The 21,257-nt window shown below is 67.6% G+C and carries 17 protein-coding genes; 10 read left to right on the top strand and 7 right to left on the bottom strand.

Features of this window, described 5'->3' with window-relative positions:
• Positions 1-13 precede the first annotated feature (13 nt).
• Both odhB and lpdA read left to right on the top strand, forming a co-directional pair.
• A complete protein-coding gene (gene odhB / locus AC6HZP_RS23895; protein ID WP_497524855.1) occupies positions 14-1,240 on the top strand; it encodes a 2-oxoglutarate dehydrogenase complex dihydrolipoyllysine-residue succinyltransferase in 1,227 nt (408 codons plus the stop codon).
• A 252-nt stretch (positions 1,241-1,492) separates the two neighbouring features.
• Positions 1,493-2,896: a dihydrolipoyl dehydrogenase gene (gene lpdA / locus AC6HZP_RS23890; protein WP_497524854.1), complete on the top strand. Its 1,404-nt coding sequence runs from the start codon at positions 1,493-1,495 to the stop codon at positions 2,894-2,896.
• 295 nt (positions 2,897-3,191) lie between these two features.
• Here lpdA and AC6HZP_RS23885 read toward each other — a convergent pair whose 3' ends face one another.
• Entirely contained in the window at positions 3,192-4,511 is a 1,320-nt protein-coding gene (locus tag AC6HZP_RS23885; protein WP_201401401.1) for an MFS transporter, read from the bottom strand.
• Positions 4,512-4,711: 200 nt separating this feature from the next.
• Here AC6HZP_RS23885 and AC6HZP_RS23880 point away from each other — a divergent pair, with 200 nt between their 5' ends.
• A complete protein-coding gene (locus AC6HZP_RS23880; protein WP_497524853.1) occupies positions 4,712-5,974 on the top strand; it encodes an Hsp70 family protein in 1,263 nt (420 codons plus the stop codon).
• Here the strand turns inward: AC6HZP_RS23880 and AC6HZP_RS23875 are convergent.
• Entirely contained in the window at positions 5,953-6,822 is an 870-nt protein-coding gene (locus AC6HZP_RS23875) for a helix-turn-helix transcriptional regulator (RefSeq protein ID WP_497524852.1), read from the bottom strand. The genes AC6HZP_RS23880 and AC6HZP_RS23875 overlap by 22 nt on opposite strands.
• 117 nt (positions 6,823-6,939) lie before the next feature.
• Between AC6HZP_RS23875 and AC6HZP_RS23870 the strand changes: the two genes are divergently transcribed.
• Positions 6,940-7,749, top strand: a complete 810-nt coding sequence (locus AC6HZP_RS23870; RefSeq protein WP_497524851.1) for a class I SAM-dependent methyltransferase — start codon at positions 6,940-6,942, stop codon at positions 7,747-7,749.
• A gap of 269 nt (positions 7,750-8,018) precedes the next feature.
• On the opposite strand, the gene AC6HZP_RS23865 is transcribed toward AC6HZP_RS23870, so the two are convergent.
• A complete protein-coding gene (locus AC6HZP_RS23865; protein ID WP_497524850.1) occupies positions 8,019-8,978 on the bottom strand; it encodes a tyrosine recombinase XerC in 960 nt (319 codons plus the stop codon).
• 499 nt (positions 8,979-9,477) lie between these two features.
• Positions 9,478-9,774 (bottom strand): antibiotic biosynthesis monooxygenase family protein, encoded by a 297-nt coding sequence (locus tag AC6HZP_RS23860; protein WP_201401396.1) that lies wholly within the window; start codon positions 9,772-9,774, stop codon positions 9,478-9,480.
• An 82-nt stretch (positions 9,775-9,856) separates the two neighbouring features.
• On the opposite strand from AC6HZP_RS23860, the gene AC6HZP_RS23855 reads away from it, so the two are divergent.
• The 6 genes from AC6HZP_RS23855 to AC6HZP_RS23830 all read left to right on the top strand — a co-directional run bounded on the left by AC6HZP_RS23855 (position 9,857) and on the right by AC6HZP_RS23830 (position 17,166).
• Entirely contained in the window at positions 9,857-12,025 is a 2,169-nt protein-coding gene (locus AC6HZP_RS23855; RefSeq protein ID WP_497526847.1) for a primosomal protein N', read from the top strand.
• A gap of 213 nt (positions 12,026-12,238) precedes the next feature.
• Complete coding sequence (locus AC6HZP_RS23850) at positions 12,239-12,799, top strand: F0F1 ATP synthase subunit delta (protein WP_201401395.1); 561 nt, start codon at positions 12,239-12,241, stop codon at positions 12,797-12,799.
• Complete coding sequence (gene atpA / locus AC6HZP_RS23845) at positions 12,799-14,328, top strand: F0F1 ATP synthase subunit alpha (RefSeq protein ID WP_201401394.1); 1,530 nt, start codon at positions 12,799-12,801, stop codon at positions 14,326-14,328. Before AC6HZP_RS23850 ends, atpA begins: the two co-directional genes overlap by 1 nt.
• Before the next feature lie 63 nt (positions 14,329-14,391).
• Positions 14,392-15,264, top strand: coding sequence for a F0F1 ATP synthase subunit gamma (locus AC6HZP_RS23840; RefSeq protein ID WP_201401393.1), 873 nt, complete (start codon positions 14,392-14,394; stop codon positions 15,262-15,264).
• Positions 15,265-15,289: 25 nt separating this feature from the next.
• On the top strand, positions 15,290-16,735 hold the full coding sequence (atpD, locus tag AC6HZP_RS23835; protein ID WP_497524849.1) for a F0F1 ATP synthase subunit beta: 1,446 nt from the start codon (positions 15,290-15,292) through the stop codon (positions 16,733-16,735).
• 26 nt (positions 16,736-16,761) lie between these two features.
• Complete coding sequence (locus AC6HZP_RS23830) at positions 16,762-17,166, top strand: F0F1 ATP synthase subunit epsilon (RefSeq protein ID WP_201401391.1); 405 nt, start codon at positions 16,762-16,764, stop codon at positions 17,164-17,166.
• 416 nt (positions 17,167-17,582) lie between these two features.
• On the opposite strand, the gene AC6HZP_RS23825 is transcribed toward AC6HZP_RS23830, so the two are convergent.
• The 3 genes from AC6HZP_RS23825 to AC6HZP_RS23815 form a co-directional block, all read right to left on the bottom strand.
• Positions 17,583-18,104, bottom strand: a complete 522-nt coding sequence (locus tag AC6HZP_RS23825) for an RNA pyrophosphohydrolase (RefSeq protein ID WP_497524848.1) — start codon at positions 18,102-18,104, stop codon at positions 17,583-17,585.
• A gap of 278 nt (positions 18,105-18,382) precedes the next feature.
• The gene (locus AC6HZP_RS23820; RefSeq protein ID WP_201401389.1) at positions 18,383-19,717 is read right to left on the bottom strand and encodes a S41 family peptidase; all 1,335 of its coding nucleotides are present in this window, start codon (positions 19,715-19,717) and stop codon (positions 18,383-18,385) included.
• On the bottom strand, positions 19,714-21,129 hold the full coding sequence (locus AC6HZP_RS23815; RefSeq protein ID WP_497524847.1) for a murein hydrolase activator EnvC family protein: 1,416 nt from the start codon (positions 21,127-21,129) through the stop codon (positions 19,714-19,716). The genes AC6HZP_RS23820 and AC6HZP_RS23815 overlap by 4 nt, the downstream gene beginning before the upstream one ends.
• Positions 21,130-21,257: the final 128 nt, after the last annotated feature.

Genomic DNA, 21,257 nt, shown 5'->3' with positions numbered 1-21,257 from the left:
AAGAGACCAAGCCATGGCAACCGAAATCCGTGTCCCGACCCTCGGCGAGTCCGTGACTGAGGCCACTATTGGACGGTGGTTCAAGAAAGTCGGCGAGACCGTCGCGGTCGACGAGCCGGTTGTCGAGCTCGAAACCGACAAGGTCACGATCGAGGTTCCGTCGCCGGTCGCCGGCGTGATCGAGGCCGTCGCCGCCAAGGATGGCGACACGGTCGGCGTCGGCGCGCTGCTCGGCACCATCGCGGCTTCCGGCGCCGCCGCCGCGCCCGCCAAGGCCGAGGCTCCCAAGGCCGCCGCTCCGGCCGCAGCCCCCGCCGCACCGGCTCCGGCGCCCGCCAAGTCGGCCGCCGCCGATGCCAACGGCCCGGCCGTCGCCAAGCTCGCCGCCGAGAGCGGCATCGACGTCGCCGCCGTTGCCGGTACGGGCAAGGACGGCCGCGTCACCAAGGGCGACCTCATCGGCGCCATCGCCGGCGGCGCCACCGCGCCGGCTCCTGCCGCCCCGGTTCAGGTCCGCGCCCCGGTCTCGGCCGACGACGCCTCGCGCGAAGAGCGCGTCCGCATGACCAAGCTGCGCCAGACGATCGCGCGCCGCCTGAAGGATGCGCAGAACACCGCCGCCATGCTGACGACCTTCAACGAGGTCGACATGGGCGCGGTGATGGCGCTGCGCAGCCAGTACAAGGATCTGTTCGAGAAGAAGCACGGCGTGAAGCTCGGCTTCATGAGCTTCTTCACCAAGGCCGTGATCCAGGCGCTGAAGGAAATCCCGGCGGTCAACGCCGAGATTGACGGCACCGACCTGATCTACAAGAACTACTACAACATCGGCATCGCCGTCGGCACCGATAAGGGCCTCGTCGTTCCGGTCCTGCGCGACGCCGACCAGCTGTCGCTCGCCGGCATCGAGAAGACGATCGCCGGCCTCGGCAAGCGCGCCCGTGACGGCCAGCTCAAGATCGACGAGATGCAGGGCGGCACCTTCACGATCACCAATGGCGGCATCTACGGTTCGCTGATGTCGACGCCGATCCTGAACGCGCCGCAGTCGGGCATTCTCGGCATGCACAAGATCCAGGAGCGGCCGATGGTCGTCGGCGGCAAGATCGAGATCCGCCCGATGATGTATCTGGCGCTCTCCTACGATCACCGCATCGTCGACGGCAAGGAAGCCGTGACCTTCCTGGTGCGCGTCAAGGAGTGCCTCGAGGATCCGCAGCGCCTCGTTCTCGATCTCTGATCGCGAGGACGGAACCCGATGGCTTTCGTCCCCCAACCCCAGGCAGTCCCGGCGCGCTCCCGCGTTCCGGGCGGCCTTCTGGTGGCGGGGGCGGAGGCCCGCGAATTCAGCGCGCCCGTTCCGGGCGCGCTTCTCCATCAAGCCGGCCGGAGCAACGGATAGGCGCATCGCGCGCCGCCGCCACGCCTCCGGCCATTTTCATTTGCGCGGAATGCGCCGCTGGCTAACGCCAAAAATCGTCCGGGAGTCCCCATGTCCTACGATCTCATCGTCATCGGTTCCGGTCCGGGTGGCTATGTCTGCGCCGTCAAGGCAGCGCAGCTCGGCCTGAAGGTCGCCGTCGTCGAGAAGCGGGCCACCTATGGCGGCACCTGCCTCAACATCGGCTGCATCCCGTCCAAGGCGCTGCTGCACGCCTCCGAGCTGTTCGACGAAGTCGGCCATCTCGACGCGTTCGGCATCAAGGTCGCCAAGCCGAAGCTCGATCTGCCCGGCATGCTGGCGCACAAGGATGCGACGGTGAAGTCGAACGTCGACGGCGTCGCCTATCTGTTCAAGAAGAACAAGATCGACGGTCATATCGGCACCGGCTCGATCGCCGCGCCCGGCAAGGTCGTCGTCACCAAGGAAGACGGCACCTCGGAGACGCTGGAGACCAAGGCGATCGTCATCGCCACCGGCTCCGATTCCGCCCCGCTGCCGGGCGTTCCGATCGACGAGAAGCGCGTCGTCACCTCGACCGGCGCGCTCGAGCTCCAGAAGGTCCCGTCGAAGCTCGTCGTCGTCGGCGCCGGCGTCATCGGCCTCGAGCTCGGCTCGGTCTGGCGTCGCCTCGGCGCCGAGGTGGTCGTGGTCGAGTTCCTCGACCGCATCCTGCCCGGCATGGACGGCGAGGTCGCCAAGCAGTTCCAGCGCCTCCTGGAGAAGCAGGGCTTCTCGTTCAAGCTCGGCACCAAGGTCAGCGCCGTCGACACCAGCGGCAAGACGCTGAAGGTGACGGTCGAGCCGGCCAAGGCCGGCGAAGCCGCCGCCGAGACGATCGAGGCTGACGTCGTGCTGGTGGCGATCGGCCGCCGTCCCTTCACCGAGGGGCTCGGCCTCGAGGCGGTCGGCGTCGAGCTCGACGAGCGCAAGCGCGTCAAGGTTGACGGCCACTACCAGACCAATGTTCCCGGTATCTACGCGATCGGCGACGTCATCGCCGGCCCGATGCTGGCGCACAAGGCCGAGGATGAGGGCGTCGCGCTCGCCGAGATCCTCGCCGGCCAGGCCGGCCATGTGAACTATGACGCCATTCCCGGCGTCGTCTACACGAGCCCGGAAGTCGCCACCGTCGGCAAGACCGAGGAAGAGCTGAAGGCCGCCGGTATCGCCTACAAGGTCGGCAAGTTCCCGTTCTCGGCGAACGGCCGCGCCCGCGCCATGCTGGCGACCGACGGTTTCGTCAAGATCCTGTCGGACGCCGCGACCGATCGCCTGCTCGGCGCCCATATCGTCGGCAAGGGCGCCGGCGAGATGATCCACGAGGCGGTCGTGCTGATGGAGTTCGCGGGTTCTGCCGAGGATCTCGCCCGCTCGACGCACGCGCATCCGACCATGTCGGAATCGATCAAGGAAGCGGCGCTCGCCGCCTGGTTCAAGCCGATCCACATGTGAGTTTCTTCACCTCTCCCATGGGGAGAGGTCGACGGCCGCAGGCCGGCGGGTGAGGGGATACGCCCTCACCGGAAGATGGACGGTGATCCCAAAGAAAAAGCCGGCGCTCGAAATGGGCGCCGGCTTTTTGCTGCGTTGGTCGCCGAAAGACCCTCTCCCAACCCTCTCCCGCAAGCGGGCGAGGGCTTTTCGGCCGGCGGCCTTCATGGATCGGGAAGCTGTCACCCGCGACCCAGCGGGCTCAGGCGTACTCCCTCTCCCGCGTGCGGGAGAGGGTTGGGGTGAGGGCCTCGCCTCAGGTCAGCGGCTTCTGCTTGGTCTCGACGTCGATCGCCCAGGTGGCGAGGGCGCCGAGGAGCAGGATCACGGCGAACAGGCCGAGCGCCACGTTGAAGGAATAGGCGACGACGGCGCCCACCAGCGTCGGCGCCAGCAGGCCGCCGAGGCGCGCCATGGCGCCGGCGAGGCCCATGCCGCTGGCGCGCAGCGGGGTCGGGTAGAGCTCCGGCGTGAAGGCGTAGAGGGCGCCCCAGGTGCCGAGCAGCGCGAAGCTCATCAGCATCATCGCCGCGCCGATCCAGACCGGGTCGGCCAGCACGGCATAGAGGAAGCAGCCGGCGGCCGAGAGCAGCAGGAAGGCGATTAGCGTCGGCTTGCGGCCCCAGCTTTCGACGCCCCAGGCGGCGAGCGCGTAGCCGGGGATCTGCGCCAGCGCCAGCAGCACCAGGAAGCCGTAGCCGCGCAGATAGCCATAGCCTTCGCCGCCCGAGACCAGCTTGCCCGGCAGCCAGACGAAGATGCCGTAATAGGAGATCGACACCAGCAGCCAGGCGGCGAGGATCAGCCAGGAGCGGCGGGCATAGGGCCCGGCGAAGATCGCCGACAGCGGCAGGCGCGGCTCGCGCGTTTCGGTCAGACGGCCGGCAAGCACGGGCTTGCCATTGGTGGTGGCGATCTGGTCGAGCACCTTCTTCGCCTCGTCCGGCCGGCCGGTGCGGAGCAGGTAGAAGGGCGATTCCGGCACCCAGAAGCGCAGCGCCAGGCCGATCAGCGCCGGCAGCGCCGTGATGACGAAGATGAAGCGCCAGGCGTCGCCCATCTCGTTGGCGGCGGCATACCAGGCGGCGAGCGCGACGATCACCGTGCCGACGGCCCAAAAACCCTCCAGGCCGACGAGCCAGCGGCCGCGGCGGTTGGCGGGCAGGAACTCGGCCATCATGGCGTAGTCGACCGGCAGCGTGCCGCCGACGGCGAGGCCGGTCAGGAAGCGGAACACCAGGAGCATGGTGAAGTCGGAAGCGAAGGCCGAGGCGAGGCCGAACAGCGCGTCCATCAGCACGGTGATGATCAGGAGATTGCGGCGGCCGATGCGGTCGGCGAGGCGGCCGAAGCCGGCGGCGCCGATCAGCATGCCGACGAAGAAGATCGTGCCGGTCTGCAGCGCGACGGGCAGGCTCAACCCGAAGCTCTTGGCGATCGACGGCGCCGTGAAGCCGATCGACAGCACCTGCATGGCGTCGGCCGTCCAGACGAGGCCGAAGATCAGGAACAGGCGGCGCTGGAAGGCGCCCGTCCCGGCGGCGTTCAGCCCCTCGTCGATGGTTAGATTGCGCATCGTCACTCCCCGTCTCCCGGCGTCGCGAATCGACACCCCCTCCGACGCTGCGTCAATCCGACATGCAATCCATGCGACCAAATCAACATTGGTTTCATCGTGAAAGATCATGCTGCACTGCGGCGTTTTTCTGGGTCCGCGGCCTTGATCGCGGCGCGCCGACCCCTTAACCAGACCGGCCCTTCACGGAGTTCTCGATCATGACAGCCTGCGGCCTCGACTTCGGCACGTCCAACACCACGCTTGGCGTGTCCTCCGCCGACGGCCCGGCGCTGATCGCCCTCGAGGGCTCGAGCGTGACGATCCCGAGCGCGATCTTCTACACGCCGAACGGGGCGGAGCCCGCCGTCGGCCGCGCCGCCATCCGCGCCTATGTCGAGGGTACCAACGGCCGGCTGATGCGCAGCCTGAAGTCGGTGCTCGGCAGCTCGCTGATCAACGAATCGACCGCAATCGGTCGCGGCCGCGTCTCGTTTCGCGACGTGATCTCGCAATATGTCGGGATCATCAAGCAGCGCGCCGAAGCGGTGTCGGGCCTTGCGATCGATGCCGTCGTGCATGGCCGTCCCGTACATTTCGTCGATAGCGATCCGGATGGCGATCGTAAGGCCGAGGAAGCGCTCGAGGCCATCGCGCAGGAAGTCGGCTTCAGGCACATTTCCTTCCAGTACGAGCCGATCGCGGCGGCGCTCGACTACGAGCGCCAGGTCGGCGACGAGGAGATCGCGTTGATCGCCGATATCGGCGGCGGCACGTCCGACTTCTCCATCGTCCGTCTCGGACCGGAACGCCGCCACAAGGCCGACCGGCTCGACGACATCCTCGCCAATGACGGTATCCGCATCGGCGGCACGGATTTCGATCATTATCTCTCGATCGGCACGGCGATGCCGCTGCTCGGCTTCGGCTCCGGCATGAAGCGCGCCGGCCTTCCTGTTCCGTCCGGCTACTATCACGACCTCGCCACCTGGTCGTCGATCAACCGGCTCTATGAGAGCGGCATCATGCGGCAGTTGCACGAGGTTCGTCGCGAGGCGCAGCACCCGGAACTGATCGAGCGGCTGATCCATGTCGTCGAGGAGCAGGGCGGCCATCGCCTCGCCATCGATATCGAGGCGACGAAGATCGCGCTCTCGGACGAACCGAAGGTGGAAGTGCTGCTGAATTGGATCGAGAGCGGCCTCGCCATGACGGTCGATCGCGGCGTGCTGGTCGAGAAGACGCGCGGCCTCGCCGATCGCATCGCGGCGCGGATCGACGACTGCCTGCGCGACGCGGGCCTCGCCCGCGACGCCATCGACGCCGTGTTCCTGACCGGCGGCTCGACCCGGCTCGCCCATGTCCATGCGGCGATCCTCGGCACCGTGCCGGGCGCCCGCGTCGTCGACGGCGACACGTTCGGTTCGGTCGGCACCGGCCTCACCATCGAGGCGGCGACCCGCTACGGCGCCGTCGCGGCCTGATCGTCCACGCCGTTCGCCGGCGTCAGCAGCACCAGCTTGATATCGGGATGATGCGCGAGCAGGAAGGTCGCCTGCTCGTAGCGCAGGAAGCCATCCTCCGGATGGTCGAAGGTGCGCAGGCCGCCCTCGCGGTCGACGACGGCATGCGCTTCCCAAGCCTCGGCGAAGAACGGGCTGGCGCGGGAAAGCTCCTCGACGAGGGCGCGCATTTCCGGCGATTCCAGATGCCGGCTGTAGTCGGCGCGGAACTCCGCCGCGACCCGCCTGGCGCGCGTCTCCCAGTCGTGGATGACATCCCGCGCCGCGGGCACGCGGAAGATGTAGCGCAGCAGATTGTTTTCACATGAAACGGTCTCGTCGCCGGCGGCCGTCGGCTGCGCGTCCGCCGGCGCGCTTTCGAGCCAGCCGGTGAAGAGATGCGCGGCGGCGGCGTTCCAGGCGATCGCCGTCCACGACCGGTCGAGCACATAGGCCGGCGTCGGCAGCGCTTCCAGCGTGGCGGCGAGGCCGGCGGGCAGGGCGTCCGCGCCGCTGTTCCCGGCCGCCTGCGGATCGCGCCGGCCGCCGAGGTCGAACAGATAGGCGCGCTCGGCCGGCGTCAGCCGCATCACCCGCGCCAGTCGGGCCAGCGCATTGGCCGAGACGGCGATGTCGCGGCCCTGCTCGATCCAGCTCAGCCAGGTGGCGCCGACGCCGGACAATTGCGCCAGCTCCTCGCGGCGCAGGCCCGGCGTGCGCCGTCGCCGGCCCGGCTCCAGCCCGAACATGGAGGGTTGCAGGCGCTCGCGATGGGCGCGGACGAACTCGCCCAGTTCCTGGCGGCGGACAGTCTCGGTTTCCGGGATCATGGCAGTGTTTATACCAGGATAAACTTGGATCTGGTACGGGTTTATCAGCGCTGGCAATCACGCTTCCGACGGTCGAAGATCTTCACCACCCACCGCTCGACCGCAGGAACCCGCATCATGACCCAATCGTCGCCACCCTCCGCCGAAGCTTCCAAACCTGTCGCCAATGCCAGCCATGAGGCGCTGGTCGTGCAGCAGTTCGGCGCGCAGGCTTCCGCCTATGTCGCCAGCGCCGTGCATGCCGCCGGTGACGATCTCGGCCAGATGGTCGCGATCGCCGGCCGGACGCCGGGCGCGACGGCGCTGGATCTCGGCTGTGGCGGCGGCCATGTCAGCTACGGCGTCGCGCCGGTGGTCGGCTCGGTGGTCGCCTATGATCTGTCGGCGGAAATGCTGGCGGCCGTCGCGGCCGAGGCGACGAAGCGCGGCATCGCCAATCTGTCGACGCGGCAGGGCGCGGCCGAGGCCTTGCCCTTCGAGGACGGGTCGTTCGACGTCGTGTTGTCGCGCTATTCGGCGCATCACTGGCAGGATGTCCGCAAGGGTGTTCGCGAGGCGCGCCGTGTGTTGCGGACCGGCGGCACGGCTGTGATCTCCGATATCATCGCGCCGGAGAGCCCGGTCTGCGACACCTTCCTGCAGACCTTCGAGATGCTGCGCGATCCCTCGCATGTGCGGGACTATTCCACCGCCGAATGGGTGGCGATCGCAGCCGAGGCCGGCTTCGCCGTCACCGGCGTGACCCGCCGCCGCCTGCCGCTCGATTTTGCCGCCTGGGTCGGCCGGATGCGGACGCCCGAGGTTCAGGTCGCGGCGATCCGCGCGCTGCAGGCGGCGATGGCCGAGCCGGTTCGCCGGCATTTCGAGATCGCGGCGGACGGCTCCTTCGTGATCGACCAGGCGGTGTACGAGCTCGTCGCGGTGTAGGGCGGTTCCTCGCCATTCCGCTCGGGCGTTTGCGTCTTCGGACCCAATGGCTTGCTCCGCCATCATCCTGAGGTGCTTCGCGTGAGCGAAGCCTCGAAGGAGGATCCAGCGAGGCACTCCAGTTTGTGGATGAAGTCCGGCGTTCCCTGGACCCTCCTTCGAGGCCCGGCTTTGCCGGGCACCTTCAGGATGAAGGTCGGGGCCTGGGAATGCCGTCTGAAGAAAGGTCAGCTGTGGAGGGAAGCGAGGAGCGGCCTCGCCGCTGACCCTCAATCCGCCCGATTACCGTCGGAGCGCGGGTGCGCGCTTTCGAAGGCGGAGAGCAGGCGCTCCATGTCGACGGCGGTATAGACCTGCGTCGTCGACAGGCTGGCATGGCCGAGCAACTCCTGGATGGCGCGAAGGTCGCCGCCATTGGCGAGCAGATGCGTCGCGAAGGAGTGCCGCAGCGCATGCGGCGTGGCGCTGTCGGGCAGACCGAGCGCGCCACGCAGCCGCGCCATGGCGAGCTGGATGATGCGCGCCTTGAGCGGGCCACCGCGCACGCCGAGGAAGAGCGGTCCCTCCGGCTTCGACTGCGACGGCGCGAGGCGGAGATATTCTGAAACCGCCTCCGCCACCACGGGCAGCACCGGCACGAGCCGCGTCTTGCCGCCCTTGCCGGTGACGCGCAGCGTGGCCGTGGCATCGAGCGGCGCCTCGGCGCGGCGAATGCCGAGCGCTTCGGAAATGCGCAGGCCCGAGCCGTAGCAGAGCGCCAGCACGGCGGCGTTGCGCGCCGCCACCCAGGGCTCCTCGTCGAGCTGCTCGTCCGCCTCGACGACACGGAGCGCCACCGGGGCGGCGATCGGGCGGGGCAGGGTTTTGGGCTGGCGCGGCGCGCGCATGGCGCGGAAGGCGGCGCCATTGGCGAGGCCCTCGCGTTCCAGAAAGCCGATGAAGGAGCGGATACCTGCGAGGCCGCGCGCCAGCGTCCGCGCGCCGGCGCCGGCCGAGCGCCGCGTCGCCATAAAGCCGCGCAGGTCCGCCGTGCGCAGGGCGGCGATGTCGGCGACCGTTGGCGGGTTGCCGATATGGCCGGTCAGGAACGACAGGAATTGCTCGAGATCGCGCGAATAGGCTTCCAGCGTCTTCGGCGACAGCCGCTTCTCGCCGCGCAGATGTTCGCCCCACGCCTCGATCTGGTCGAGCGTGTCGCGGGCGGCGATGACGAGCGGTGCGGAGGACATGGATGGATCAAACCGCCGCCATGGTTAGAGAACCCTTAAAGGGATCGCCGGGCGGGGATAGTCTCGCCATCCATCTCCGCTCTCCCGCGCCATGCGATGATCCGTTCGTTCCCGCCCCTGAAGAGGGCGAACCGGTCGTTCCGAGGCGCGGACGGGAATGCGGAGGCCGAGGCGACAGGTGTAACGAACCGGGTCGTCGCGGCGTCGCGGACGCAGGCGCTGGGCCTCGCAAACGCCGGGGTCCGAGGCGGGCCGGGAGCGATCCCCGCGCGTTGGCGGGTGGAAAAGAGAAGCGTAAGCACCCGGAGCCACTGCGACCGTGATGGAGACCTTCGCCGCGCGGGGCCTCGGATCGTCCTGGCGGGCGGTGCGAGCACCGAACTTGTATCCCTTTCGCCGGCAGCCGCTCGCCGTCGGCGGACCGATGCGCCCCGCGCGCCTCTTCACCTCCGCCGGCCATCGCCCGCGGAGTCGAAGGCGTTTGCCTTGCCCGATTCCCTCAAAGCGGCAATGGGTCGGCGAAATGCAGCACGTCCGGGAACGGCTCGTAGAAATCGTGCAGCAGTTCCTTCCAGCGCTGGTAGCGGTCGGAGCGGCGGAAGCCGGGATCGTGATCGATCAGGTTCTCCCAGCGCACCAGCAGCAGATAGGTGCCGGGGTTCTCGACCGAAGGCCGCACCTCCAGGCCAAGGAATCCGGGGCTGGCGGCGATCAGCGGCGCGGCTTCGGCCATCGCCGTCTCGAAGGCCGCAAATCGGCCGGGCTTCACCTTGAGAAGGGCATGTTCGAGGATCATGGGGACATCCGCTTGAGTGATGGGCTCGATATGGGTCAAGAACACGCCTGACGCTTCGTCGTTCCGGGGATTCGCATTGGAACTGGGCCGCACCGTGTCCGTGCTGCTGCCGCTGGCGGTAGATGGACCCTATACCTACAAGGTTCCGGCCGGCCTGGATCTGGCGCCGGGCGACGTCGTGCGCGTGCCGCTTGGGCCGCGAGAGATGATCGGCGCCGTCTGGGATGATCCGGTCGATCCCTCCGTCGGCCACAACCGGCTGCGCGCCGTTCTGCATCGCTATGATTCGCCACCGCTCGATCCGACGCTCCGCCGTTTCGTCGACTGGGTGGCATCCTACACGCTGACGCAGCGCGGCATGGTGCTCCGCATGGTGCTGCGGGCGCCGGACGCGCTGGAGCCGCCGCGCGCCGTGCCGGCGCTGAAACTCTCCGGCAAGATGCCCGACCGCATGACGGCGGCACGCCAGCGCGTGCTCGACGCGCTCGCCGGCGGCGAGCCGATGCCGAAAAGCGCCGTCGCCGGCTTCGCCGCGGTCTCGTCCAGCGTCGTGAACGGGCTGGTCGAGCAGGGCGTGCTGGAAGCGATCCAGTTGCCGCCTCCGGCCCTGACCCTGCCGCCCGAGCCCGATCATGCCCGCCCGACCTTCGATCCCGGCCAGGCCGACGCGGCGGAGCTCCTGCGCGAGGCTGTCGCGGCCAACGCCTACTCGGTGTCGCTGATCGATGGCGTTACCGGCTCGGGCAAGACGGAGGTCTATTTCGAGGCCGTGTCCGAGACGCTGCGGGCCGGCAAGCAGGCGCTGGTTCTGCTGCCGGAAATCGCGCTCACCGGCGACTTCCTCGATCGCTTCGCCCGCCGCTTCGGCCATCGCCCGGCCGAATGGCATTCGGAGATGCAGCCAAGGCTGCGCGAGCGCGTCTGGCGCGGTGTCGCCACCGGCGAGGTGCAGGCCGTCGTCGGAGCCCGTTCGGCGCTGTTCCTGCCGTTTGCGAAACTCGGGCTCGTCGTCGTCGACGAGGAGCACGACACCGCCTACAAGCAGGAAGAGGGTGTCATCTACAACGCCCGCGACATGGCGGTGGTGCGCGGCCATCTCGGCGGCTTCCCCGTCGTGCTCGCCTCGGCGACGCCGTCGATCGAGAGCCGGGTCAACGCCGACCAGGGCCGCTATCGCCGCATCGTGCTGTCGGCGCGTTATGCGGCCGCCAAGCTGCCGGAGATCACGCCGGTCGACCTCCGCATCGATCCGCCGGAGCGCGGTGAATTCCTGGCGCCGTCCTTGATCAAGGCGATTGGCGAGACCGTCGGCAACAAGGGCCAGGCGCTGCTCTTTCTCAACCGGCGCGGCTATGCCCCGCTGACGCTCTGCCGAAGCTGCGGCCATCGCTTCCAGTGCCCCAATTGCTCGACCTGGCTGGTCGATCACCGTTTTCGGGGCCAGCTCGTCTGCCATCATTGCGGCCATAGCGAGCGCCGCCCCGACCAGTGCCCGGTCTGCGACGCGGAGGACAGCCTGGTCGCCTGCGGGCCCGGCGTCGAGCGCGTGGCGGAGGAGGTGGCGAAGCACTTCCCGGAGGCTCGAAGGGTGATCCTGTCGAGCGACCTCCTCGGCGGCGTCAAGCGGATGCGCGACGAGCTCGACACCATCCGAAACGGCGGCGCCGACATCATCATCGGCACGCAGCTGGTCGCCAAGGGCCACAACTTCCCGCTCCTGGCGCTGGTCGGCGTCGTCGACGCCGATCTCGGCCTCGCCCATGGCGACCCGCGCGCCGCCGAGCGCACCTTCCAGCTCTTGGCGCAGGTGACGGGCCGAGCCGGTCGCGCCGGCGGCGACAGTCGGGCGCTGCTGCAGACCTATGCGCCGGAGCATCCGGTGATCTCCGCGATCGCCTCGGGAGACCGCGAGGCGTTCTACGCCCGCGAGATCGAGGCGCGCCGCGTCGCCGTGCTGCCGCCCTTCGGCCGGCTCGCCGGCATCATCGTCTCGGCCGCCGACCGGGCGACGTCCTACGGCTATGCGATGGCGCTGCGGCGCGCCGCGCCGGAGAGCGGTCCGGTCATGGTGCTGGGCCCGTCCGAGGCGCCGCTCGCCGTGCTGCGCGGCCGCCACCGCTTCCGGTTGCTGGTCCAGGCGCCGCGCGCGGTCGACTTGCAGGGCTTCCTGCGCGACTGGCTCGCCGGGGCGCCGCAGGCGCGCGGCAGTCTCCGTGTGCAGGTCGATATCGATCCGCAAAGCTTCCTCTGAGCGTCCACAGGCTCATCGGCCGGGTTTTCTCGACGATAGAAGCGCCTGCCTGTGTTGCGAGTCGCTGGATGCTGTGCTAACGAACGCGCGGCTTCGGGGAATGCCGTTTTCAACGGCGTCAAACCGTTGAGAAAATCTTCAATACGTTCAAGGCGTTGCGTGCAGCTCCCGGATTAACCCGGAAGTGGGGGCGCGTCACAGAGCGAGGATCAGGTGGCAGAAGACAAAACTCTCGTATCAGGGGTCGCCGAGCGGTATGCGACGGCACTGTTTGATCTGGCCCTCGAGAGCGGCGCGCTCGACGCCGTCGATGCCGATCTGTCTCGTTTTTCGGCCCTTCTGAGCGAGAGCGACGATCTCGTTCGCCTCGTCCAGAGCCCGGTTTTCGCAGCCGACGACCAGCTTCGCGCTGTCACGGCCGTCCTGGCCAAGGCCGGGATCGGCGGTCTCGTCGCCAATTTCGTCAAGGTTGCCGCCAGCAACCGTCGTCTGTTCGCCGTGCCGGGCATGATCGTTGGCTTCCGCCAGCTGCTTGCCAAGCATCGCGGCGAAGTCACCGCCGAGGTGACGAGCGCCGAGGCGCTCACCGATTCCCAGACCGCGGCGCTCAAGGAAGCGCTCAAGGCCCAGATCGGCAAGGACGTCACGCTTACTTCGCATGTCGATCCGGCGTTGATCGGCGGACTGATCGTCAAGGTCGGTAGCCGCATGATCGATACGTCGGTTCGTTCCAAACTCAATTCACTCAAGATCGCCATGAAAGAGGTCGGCTGATGGACATCCGCGCCGCTGAAATCTCCGCAATCCTCAAGGAGCAGATCAAGAATTTCGGCTCCGAGGCTCAGGTTTCCGAAGTCGGACAGGTTCTGTCGGTCGGTGACGGTATTGCCCGCGTCTACGGTCTGGACAACGTCCAGGCCGGCGAGATGGTCGAGTTCCCCGGTGGAACCCGTGGCATGGCCCTGAACCTCGAAACCGACAATGTCGGCGTCGTGATCTTCGGCTCCGACCGTGACATCGCCGAAGGCGACACGGTCAAGCGCACCAACTCCATCGTGGACGTGCCGGTCGGCAAGGGTCTGCTCGGCCGCGTCGTCGACGCGCTCGGCAATCCGATCGACGGCAAGGGCCCGATCGAGTTCACCGAGCGTCGCCGCGTCGACGTCAAGGCTCCGGGCATCATCCCGCGCAAGTCGGTGCATGAGCCGATGCAGACCGGCCTCAAGGCCATCGACGCGATGATCCCGGTCGGCCGTGGCCAGCGCGAGCTGATCATCGGCGACCGCCAGACCGGCAAGACCGCGATCGCGCTCGACACGATCCTGAACCAGAAGTCGATCAACGAAGGCGGCGACGAGTCCAAGAAGCTCTATTGCGTCTACGTCGCGATCGGCCAGAAGCGTTCGACCGTCGCGCAGTTCGTGAAGGTGCTCGAAGAGCGCGGCGCGCTCGAATATTCGATCGTCGTCGCCGCGACCGCTTCCGACCCGGCCCCGATGCAGTACCTGGCTCCGTTCGCCGGCTGCGCCATGGGCGAGTTCTTCCGCGACAACGGCATGCACGCGCTGATCGTTTATGACGATCTGTCGAAGCAGGCCGTCGCTTACCGCCAGATGTCGCTGCTGCTCCGCCGTCCGCCGGGCCGCGAAGCCTACCCGGGCGACGTTTTCTACCTGCATTCCCGCCTGCTCGAGCGCGCTGCCAAGCTCAATGACGACAATGGCAACGGCTCGCTGACGGCTCTGCCGGTCATCGAGACCCAGGCCAACGACGTGTCGGCCTACATCCCGACCAACGTGATCTCGATCACCGACGGCCAGATCTTCCTCGAGACGGACCTGTTCTACCAGGGCATCCGTCCGGCCGTGAACGTCGGTCTCTCGGTGTCGCGCGTCGGCTCGGCCGCCCAGATCAAGGCGATGAAGCAGGTTGCCGGCCCGATCAAGGGCGAGCTGTCGCAGTACCGCGAAATGGCGGCATTTGCCCAGTTCGGCTCCGACCTCGACGCCACGACGCAGAAGCTGCTCAACCGCGGCTCGCGCCTGACCGAGCTGCTGAAGCAGCCCCAGTTCTCGCCCCTGAAGGTCGAAGAGCAGGTCGCGGTGATCTTCGCCGGCGTGAACGGCTATCTCGACGCCATCCCGGTCAACCAGGTCGGCGCTTTCGAAGCCGGCCTGCTGGCCGCGCTGCGGACCGAGCACAAGGAACTCCTCGCCAGCATCCGCGACAAGCGCGAGCTGAACGACGAGTCCCGCGCCAAGCTCAAGTCCGCCCTGGACAGCTTCGCCAAGACGTTCGCCTGAATCCAGGTCTGAACCGGGTGGCCACGCGCCACCCGGGTTTCATTCCGACCGACAGGGAAGCTCATGCCGAGCCTTAAGGACCTAAAAAATCGCATCGCCTCGGTGAAGGCGACCCAGAAGATCACCAAGGCGATGCAGATGGTCGCCGCGGCGAAGCTGCGTCGTGCCCAGGCTGCTGCGGAAGCTGCGCGCCCCTATGCGGAGCGCATGAACGCCGTTCTGGCCAATGTCGCCGCCGGCGTCAGCACCGACGACGGCCCGAAGCTGCTTGCCGGCACCGGATCGGACCAGACGCATCTTCTCGTCGTCTGCACCGCCGAGCGCGGCCTCTGCGGCGCCTTCAACTCGTCGATCTCGCGCCTCGCCCGCGACCACGCGCTGCGCCTGCAGCGCGAGGGCAAGACCGTCAAGATCCTCTGCGTCGGCAAGAAGGGTTATGATGTTCTTCGTCGCCAGTTCCAGACGGAGATCATCGAGCTGATCGAGCTCAGGACGGTGAAGCAGATCGGCTTCGAAAACGCCGACCAGATCGGCCGCAAGCTGCTGCAGCTCTACGGCGACGGCCAGTTCGACGTCGCGACGCTGTTCTACGCCAAGTTCCGTTCGGTGATCTCGCAGATCCCGACGGCGCAGCAGGTGATTCCGGCTCAGGTTCCCGCAGTGGAAGCCGGCGCCGCATCGCCGAACTACGAATATGAGCCGGCCGAGGCCGCGATCCTTGAGGATCTGCTGCCGCGCAATGTTTCGGTGCAGATTCTGGGTGCTCTCCTCGAGAACGTGGCCTCCGAAATGGGCGCCAAGATGTCGGCGATGGACAGCGCGACGCGCAATGCAGGCGAGATGATCAAGAAGTACACGCTCCGGTACAACCGGACGCGCCAGGCGATGATCACCAAGGAACTGATCGAGATCATTTCGGGCGCCGAGGCGCTCTGACCGGATTTTTGGAAGGTTTAACACCATGGCGAACACCAATCAGCAGGCCGGCTCCGGCCGCGTCACCCAGGTCATCGGCGCCGTCGTCGACGTGCAGTTCGAAGGCCATCTGCCCGCGATCCTGAACGCTCTCGAGACCGACAACAACGGCAACCGCCTCGTCCTCGAGGTCGCGCAGCATCTCGGCGAGAACACCGTCCGTTGCATCGCCATGGACGTCTCGGAAGGCCTCGTCCGCGGCCAGAAGGTCAAGGATCTCGGCGGTCCGATCCAGGTTCCGGTCGGCGCCGGCACCCTCGGCCGCATCATGAACGTCATCGGCGAGCCGATCGACGAGGCCGGCCCGGTCGAGGCTGAAGGCCTGCGTCCGATCCATGCGCCCGCTCCGTCGTATTCGGAGCAGTCGACCTCGGCCGACATTCTCGTCACCGGCATCAAGGTCGTCGACCTGCTCGCTCCCTACGCCAAGGGCGGCAAGATCGGCCTGTTCGGCGGCGCCGGCGTGGGCAAGACGGTTCTGATCCAGGAACTGATCAACAACGTCGCGAAGGTGCACGGCGGTTACTCCGTGTTCGCCGGCGTCGGCGAGCGTACCCGCGAGGGTAACGACCTCTATCACGAGTTCATCGACGCCAAGGTGAACGCCGATCCGCACAATCCCGATCCGTCGGTGAAGTCGAAGTGCGCCCTCGTGTTCGGCCAGATGAACGAGCCGCCGGGCGCCCGCGCCCGCGTCGCGCTGACCGGCCTGACCGTCGCCGAGCACTTCCGCGACCAGGGCCAGGACGTGCTGTTCTTCGTCGACAACATCTTCCGCTTCACCCAGGCGGGTTCGGAAGTGTCGGCACTGCTCGGCCGTATTCCTTCGGCCGTGGGCTACCAGCCGACGCTGGCCACCGACATGGGCCAGCTGCAGGAGCGCATCACCACCACGCACAAGGGCTCGATCACGTCCGTGCAGGCCATCTACGTGCCGGCCGACGATCTGACCGACCCGGCGCCGGCCACCTCCTTCGCCCACCTGGACGCCACGACGGTTCTGTCGCGCGCGATCTCGGAAAAGGGCATCTACCCGGCCGTGGATCCGCTCGACTCGACCTCGCGCATGCTGACCCCCGCCGTCGTCGGCGAGGAGCACTACGCGGTCGCCCGCCAGGTGCAGCAGATCCTGCAGCGCTACAAGTCGCTCCAGGACATCATCGCGATCCTGGGCATGGACGAGCTCTCGGAAGAGGACAAGCTCACCGTCGCCCGCGCCCGCAAGATCGAGCGCTTCCTGTCGCAGCCCTTCGACGTGGCCGAGGCCTTCACCGGTTCGCCGGGCGTCCAGGTCAAGATCGAAGACACCATCAAGGGCTTCAAGGGCCTCTGCAACGGTGACTACGATCACCTGCCGGAAGCCGCGTTCTACATGGTCGGCACCATTGACGAAGCGATCGCCAAGGCCAAGAAGCTCGCGGCCGCAGCCTGATCGACTGACGAGAGAAAGAGCCCAACATGGCAGAACCGTTCCCGTTCGAACTCGTCTCGCCCGAGCGGCTCCTCCTGTCGGAGTCGGTCGTGTCGGTCGTGGTGCCGGGCACTGAGGGCGAGTTCACGGTCCTCAAGGACCATGCTCCCTTCATGGCGACCATCAAGCCCGGTTGCGTTGTCGTGACGCTGGTCGGTGGCGGTGTGCAGAAGTTCTTCGTTCGCGGCGGCTTCGCCGACGTGAACGGAGCCGGCCTGACCATCCTCGCCGAGCAGGCGATCCCGGTCGAAAGCCTCAGCGCCGAGGAGATCGCGACCGAGATCCGCAATGCCGAGGAAGACGTCGCCGACGCGCGCGACGATGCTGCCCGCACGGTCGCGCAGACCAAGCTGACGCAGCTCCAGGACGTGCGCGCCGCGCTCGGCCACTGAGTTTTCGCGCGGCTCCGGCCGCGCGTCACCGAACGAAAAACCCGCCAACGGCCGATCGCCGCTGGCGGGTTTTTTTGTCTTTGGCGGGCGGATGGCGGTCCGTCGCCGCGTCCTAAAGGTCTGGCCCGTACAAGAACTCCGAAGGTCGCCATTCGGTCCAAGACCTAAAGGCAGGGCGCCGTCGCCCCGGCGGAGGCCGGGGCCCATGAACACCGGCCCGGAAAGCTTGGCTCAGCCTATCGGCCACAGGCCTGTGCGTCTGGATCCCGGCCTACGCCGGGATGACGGCGGAGGGTGGCGAGATCCGATGAGCGCGGTGACGGCGGTGTTGTGCAAAGGTCTCCCTCAGGGAGAGGTGGCGGGCAAAGCGGGCTGAGTGGGAAAACAGGACTCGCTGTTGAACTCCGGGCCGAACGCTAGGGCGCTGCGAGGTGGCGGAAGGCGTCGACGACCTGCTCGTAGACCCGGCGCTTGAACGGCACGATCAGCGACGGCAGCGCCTCGAGACGCTCCCAGCGCCAGGAGATGAACTCCGCCTCGAACTGGCCGCCGCCGGGCTGAAGCACGTCGATCTCGCTCTCGTCGCCGTCGAAGCGGAAGGCGAACCACTTCTGCCGCTGGCCGCGATACTTGCCCTTGAGCGCGATGCCGACCAGCTCCGCCGGCAGGTCGTAGTCGAACCAGCCCTCGGCCTCTTCCAGCAGGGAGGCCGAGCGGATGTTGGTCTCTTCATAGAGCTCGCGGAGCGCGGCGGGGAGCGGCTCCTCGCCCTTGTCGATGCCGCCCTGCGGCAATTGCCAGACCGGGTCGCCCGGCGTCAGCTCGGCATTGGGCGAGCGCTCGCCGACGAAGACCAGGCCGTCGCGGTTGAAGACGACGGTGCCGACGCAGGGCCGGTAGGGGAGGAGCTTGGGGTCGATGTTCTTCTTGGATGCCATTTGGGGAGCCATCGTATCGGTTGGCAGAGGGGAGGCCGGAGCGACGCCATGGCGGCGTCGACGCGGTTCGCCGGCAGGATAGCACGGCCGGAGCAACGGTCGCGTGGTGGCGACGTGGCTGTCCCGGTGGATTGAACGAGGCCTCCCGGCAAAGGTTGCCGGCGGCGGAAGGGGCCGTGGAACCGCCAACGCCCGAGCTCGAGCCACCGGCCTGCCTGCGGCAGGGGGATCTGAACGCCCAAAGAAAAACGGCGCCCCGAGGGGCGCCGTTCTGGATCTTAGTTCGGGACTGCCGCCGAAGGATTGGGCGGGAAGGCGCTGTTGGCCTGGCGGCCGTCCAGCAGGCCGATCGCCTCCTGCAGCTGCTTGTCGTCCTTCGCCTCCGGCGGGACATAGGCCTGCGAGCCGGTGCCCTCGTCGCCGCCGCCCTCGTTGGTGAGGTGGCCCTTGAGCGAGGCTTCGCCCTTGGTGTCGGTGACCTTGTCCTTCAGCTCCGGCGGCAGCTCCTGCACGACCTGGATGTCCGGATCGATGCCCTTGGCCTGGATCGAGCGGCCGGACGGCGTGTAGTAGCGGGCCGTGGTCAGGCGGATGGCGCCGTTCGAGCCGAGCGGGATGATCGTCTGCACCGAGCCCTTGCCGAAGGAACGCGTGCCGAGGATGGTCGCGCGCTTGTGATCCTGCAGCGCGCCGGCGACGATCTCGGAGGCGGAAGCCGAGCCGCCATTGATCAGCACGATGATCGGCTTGCCGTCGGTCAGATCGCCCGGGCGGGCGTCGTAGCGCATGTTCTGGTCGGCATGCCGGCCGCGCGTCGAGACGACCTCGCCCTTGTCGAGGAAGGCGTCGCCGACGAGCTCGGCCTGGTCGAGCAGGCCGCCCGGATTGTTGCGCAGGTCGAGGATGTAGCCCTTGACCTTGTCCTTGCCGATGTCCTTCTGCAGCTTCTCGATCGCCGACTTCAGACCGTCATAGGTCTGCTCGTTGAAGCTCGAGATGCGCAGGTAGCCGACGTCGCCCTCGGTGCGCGAACGAACCGACTGGACGCGGATGACGTCGCGGACGATCTTCACGTCGAAGGGCTTCTCGGTGCCCTTGCGCTGGATCGTGACCGTGATCGGCGTGTTGACCGCGCCGCGCATCTTGTCGACGGCCTGGTTCAGATTCATGTTCTGGATGGCCTCGCCATCCAGCGCGACGATCAGGTCGCCCGCCAGGATGCCGGCCTTGGCCGCCGGGGTGTCGTCGATCGGCGACACGACCTTGACGACGCCGTCCTCCATGGTCACTTCGATGCCGAGCCCGCCGAATTCGCCGCGGGTCTGGACCTGCATGTCCTTGAAGTCTTTGGGGTTCATGTAGCTCGAATGCGGGTCGAGCGACGTCAGCATGCCATTCACCGCTGCCTCGATGAGGGCGGTGTCATCCGGCTTCTCGACATAGTCGGAGCGGATCCGTTCGAACACGTCGCCGAACAGATTGAGCTGCCGATAGGTATCCGAGACCGCGGCATGCGCGACGCCCGGAATGAGGCTCGGTACCTGGGTAAACGTCACGGCTGCCGTCGCGCCGATGATGGTGCCGGCCAGGAGCAGCGAAGCGTTGCGTATCATCCGCCAACCTTTTCGTCGTTGGATCGGGCCCACCATGGGGCCGGGTCGATCGAGTTACCGTCTTTTCTAAATTCGACATAGAGCACGGGTTGCGTCGCGCCAACGCTGACGGTGCTGCTGCTTGCCAGAAGCCGCGATCCCATCTGCGCCACAGGTTCCCCTGCGAGAACGAATTGGCCCAGCTCGACGTCGATCCGTTCCATTCCTGCCAGCAGGATATGATACCCGCCGCCGGCATTGATGATCAAGAGTTGTCCGTAGGATCTGAACGGTCCGGCATAGACCACCCAGCCATCGGACGGAGAGGAGACGCGCGCCGAGGCGCGGGTCGCGATCGACAGGCCCTGCGTCGTGCCGCCGAGGCCGTCGGGATCGCCGAATGCCTTCAGCTGGGTCCCGTTGGCCGGGCGCGGCAGCAGGCCCTTGGTATCGGCGAAGGCGACGGCGGGCGCGATGCGATCGGCCTCGCCGAGGCTCTGCGGCTGCTTGGTGGCGCGGCCGTCGGCGATCGCCGCCTGGTTGGCCGCCTCGGCCTTGCGCGCCGCCTCGGCGGCATCAGCGGAGGCCTTCAACTGGCCTTCGAGATCGGCGATCAGGCCCTGCAGGCTGGTGGCCTTCTGGGCGAGTTCCTGCGATTTCGCCTGCTCCTCGGCCAGCTGCTGCTCGGAGCGGGCGCGCGCCTTGCGCTTGTCGTCGACGAGAAATTCGATGCGGGTGCGCTCTTCGGCGAGCGCGCTGGCGTCGGCGCGCATGCGGTCGCGCTCGCGCGCCTGCTCGGCCTTCAGCGACACCAGATGCTGCAGGTCGGCGGCGAGCGCCTCCGCTTCCTCGCGCAGCTCCGGCACGACGGAACCGAGCAGCATGGCGCTGCGCACCGAGGCGAGGGCGTCTTCCGGGCGGACGACGATCGCCGGCGGCGGCTTGCGGCCCATCCGCTGCAGGGCGGCCAGCACATTGGCCAGCACGCCGCGCCGCGCGATCAGCGAGGCATGCACGCCCTTCTCCTCGTCGAGGAGGCCGCCCATGCGCTGCTCGGCCTGGTCGATCTGGCGCTCCAGCCCGCGCGCGCGCTCGCCCGTCTCGATCAGCGACTTGTTGAGCGAGGTGCGATCCTTGTCGAGCTGGTCCAGTTCTGTACGGAGCGCCGTCTGGCGTTCGGCCGTAACCGCGATGTCGCGGGTGATGGCGTCGAGCTCGGCCCGGCGCGCGGCGCGCTGCTGCTCGGTCTCGCTCATGCCGGAAGAGGTGGTCTGGTCCTGAGCGCTCTGGTCGTCGGCGTCGCTGTTTTCGGCGCTCGCGGCCTGCGCTCCGGGCTTCGGCGCGTTCTGCGCCGCCGCCGGCAGCGCCGCCGAGGCGGCGAGGGCGGCTACGATGGCAACCCGTCCGATCGCGGGAAGTAGCTGTCGAGGCAACGAAGAGACCGAATTTCGAAGCAAGAGCAGGCGCTCGACGGCTATGGCTGAAGGTTCAGCAGAGAGCTATGGCTGTGAAATCCTAACGGACCGTCAACCGGGATTGACGTACCGTAGTGCTGGATTGC

The organism is Kaistia sp. SLG-1 (genome assembly GCF_059699055.1).
This window is presented reverse-complemented; position numbering and strand designations above follow the sequence as displayed.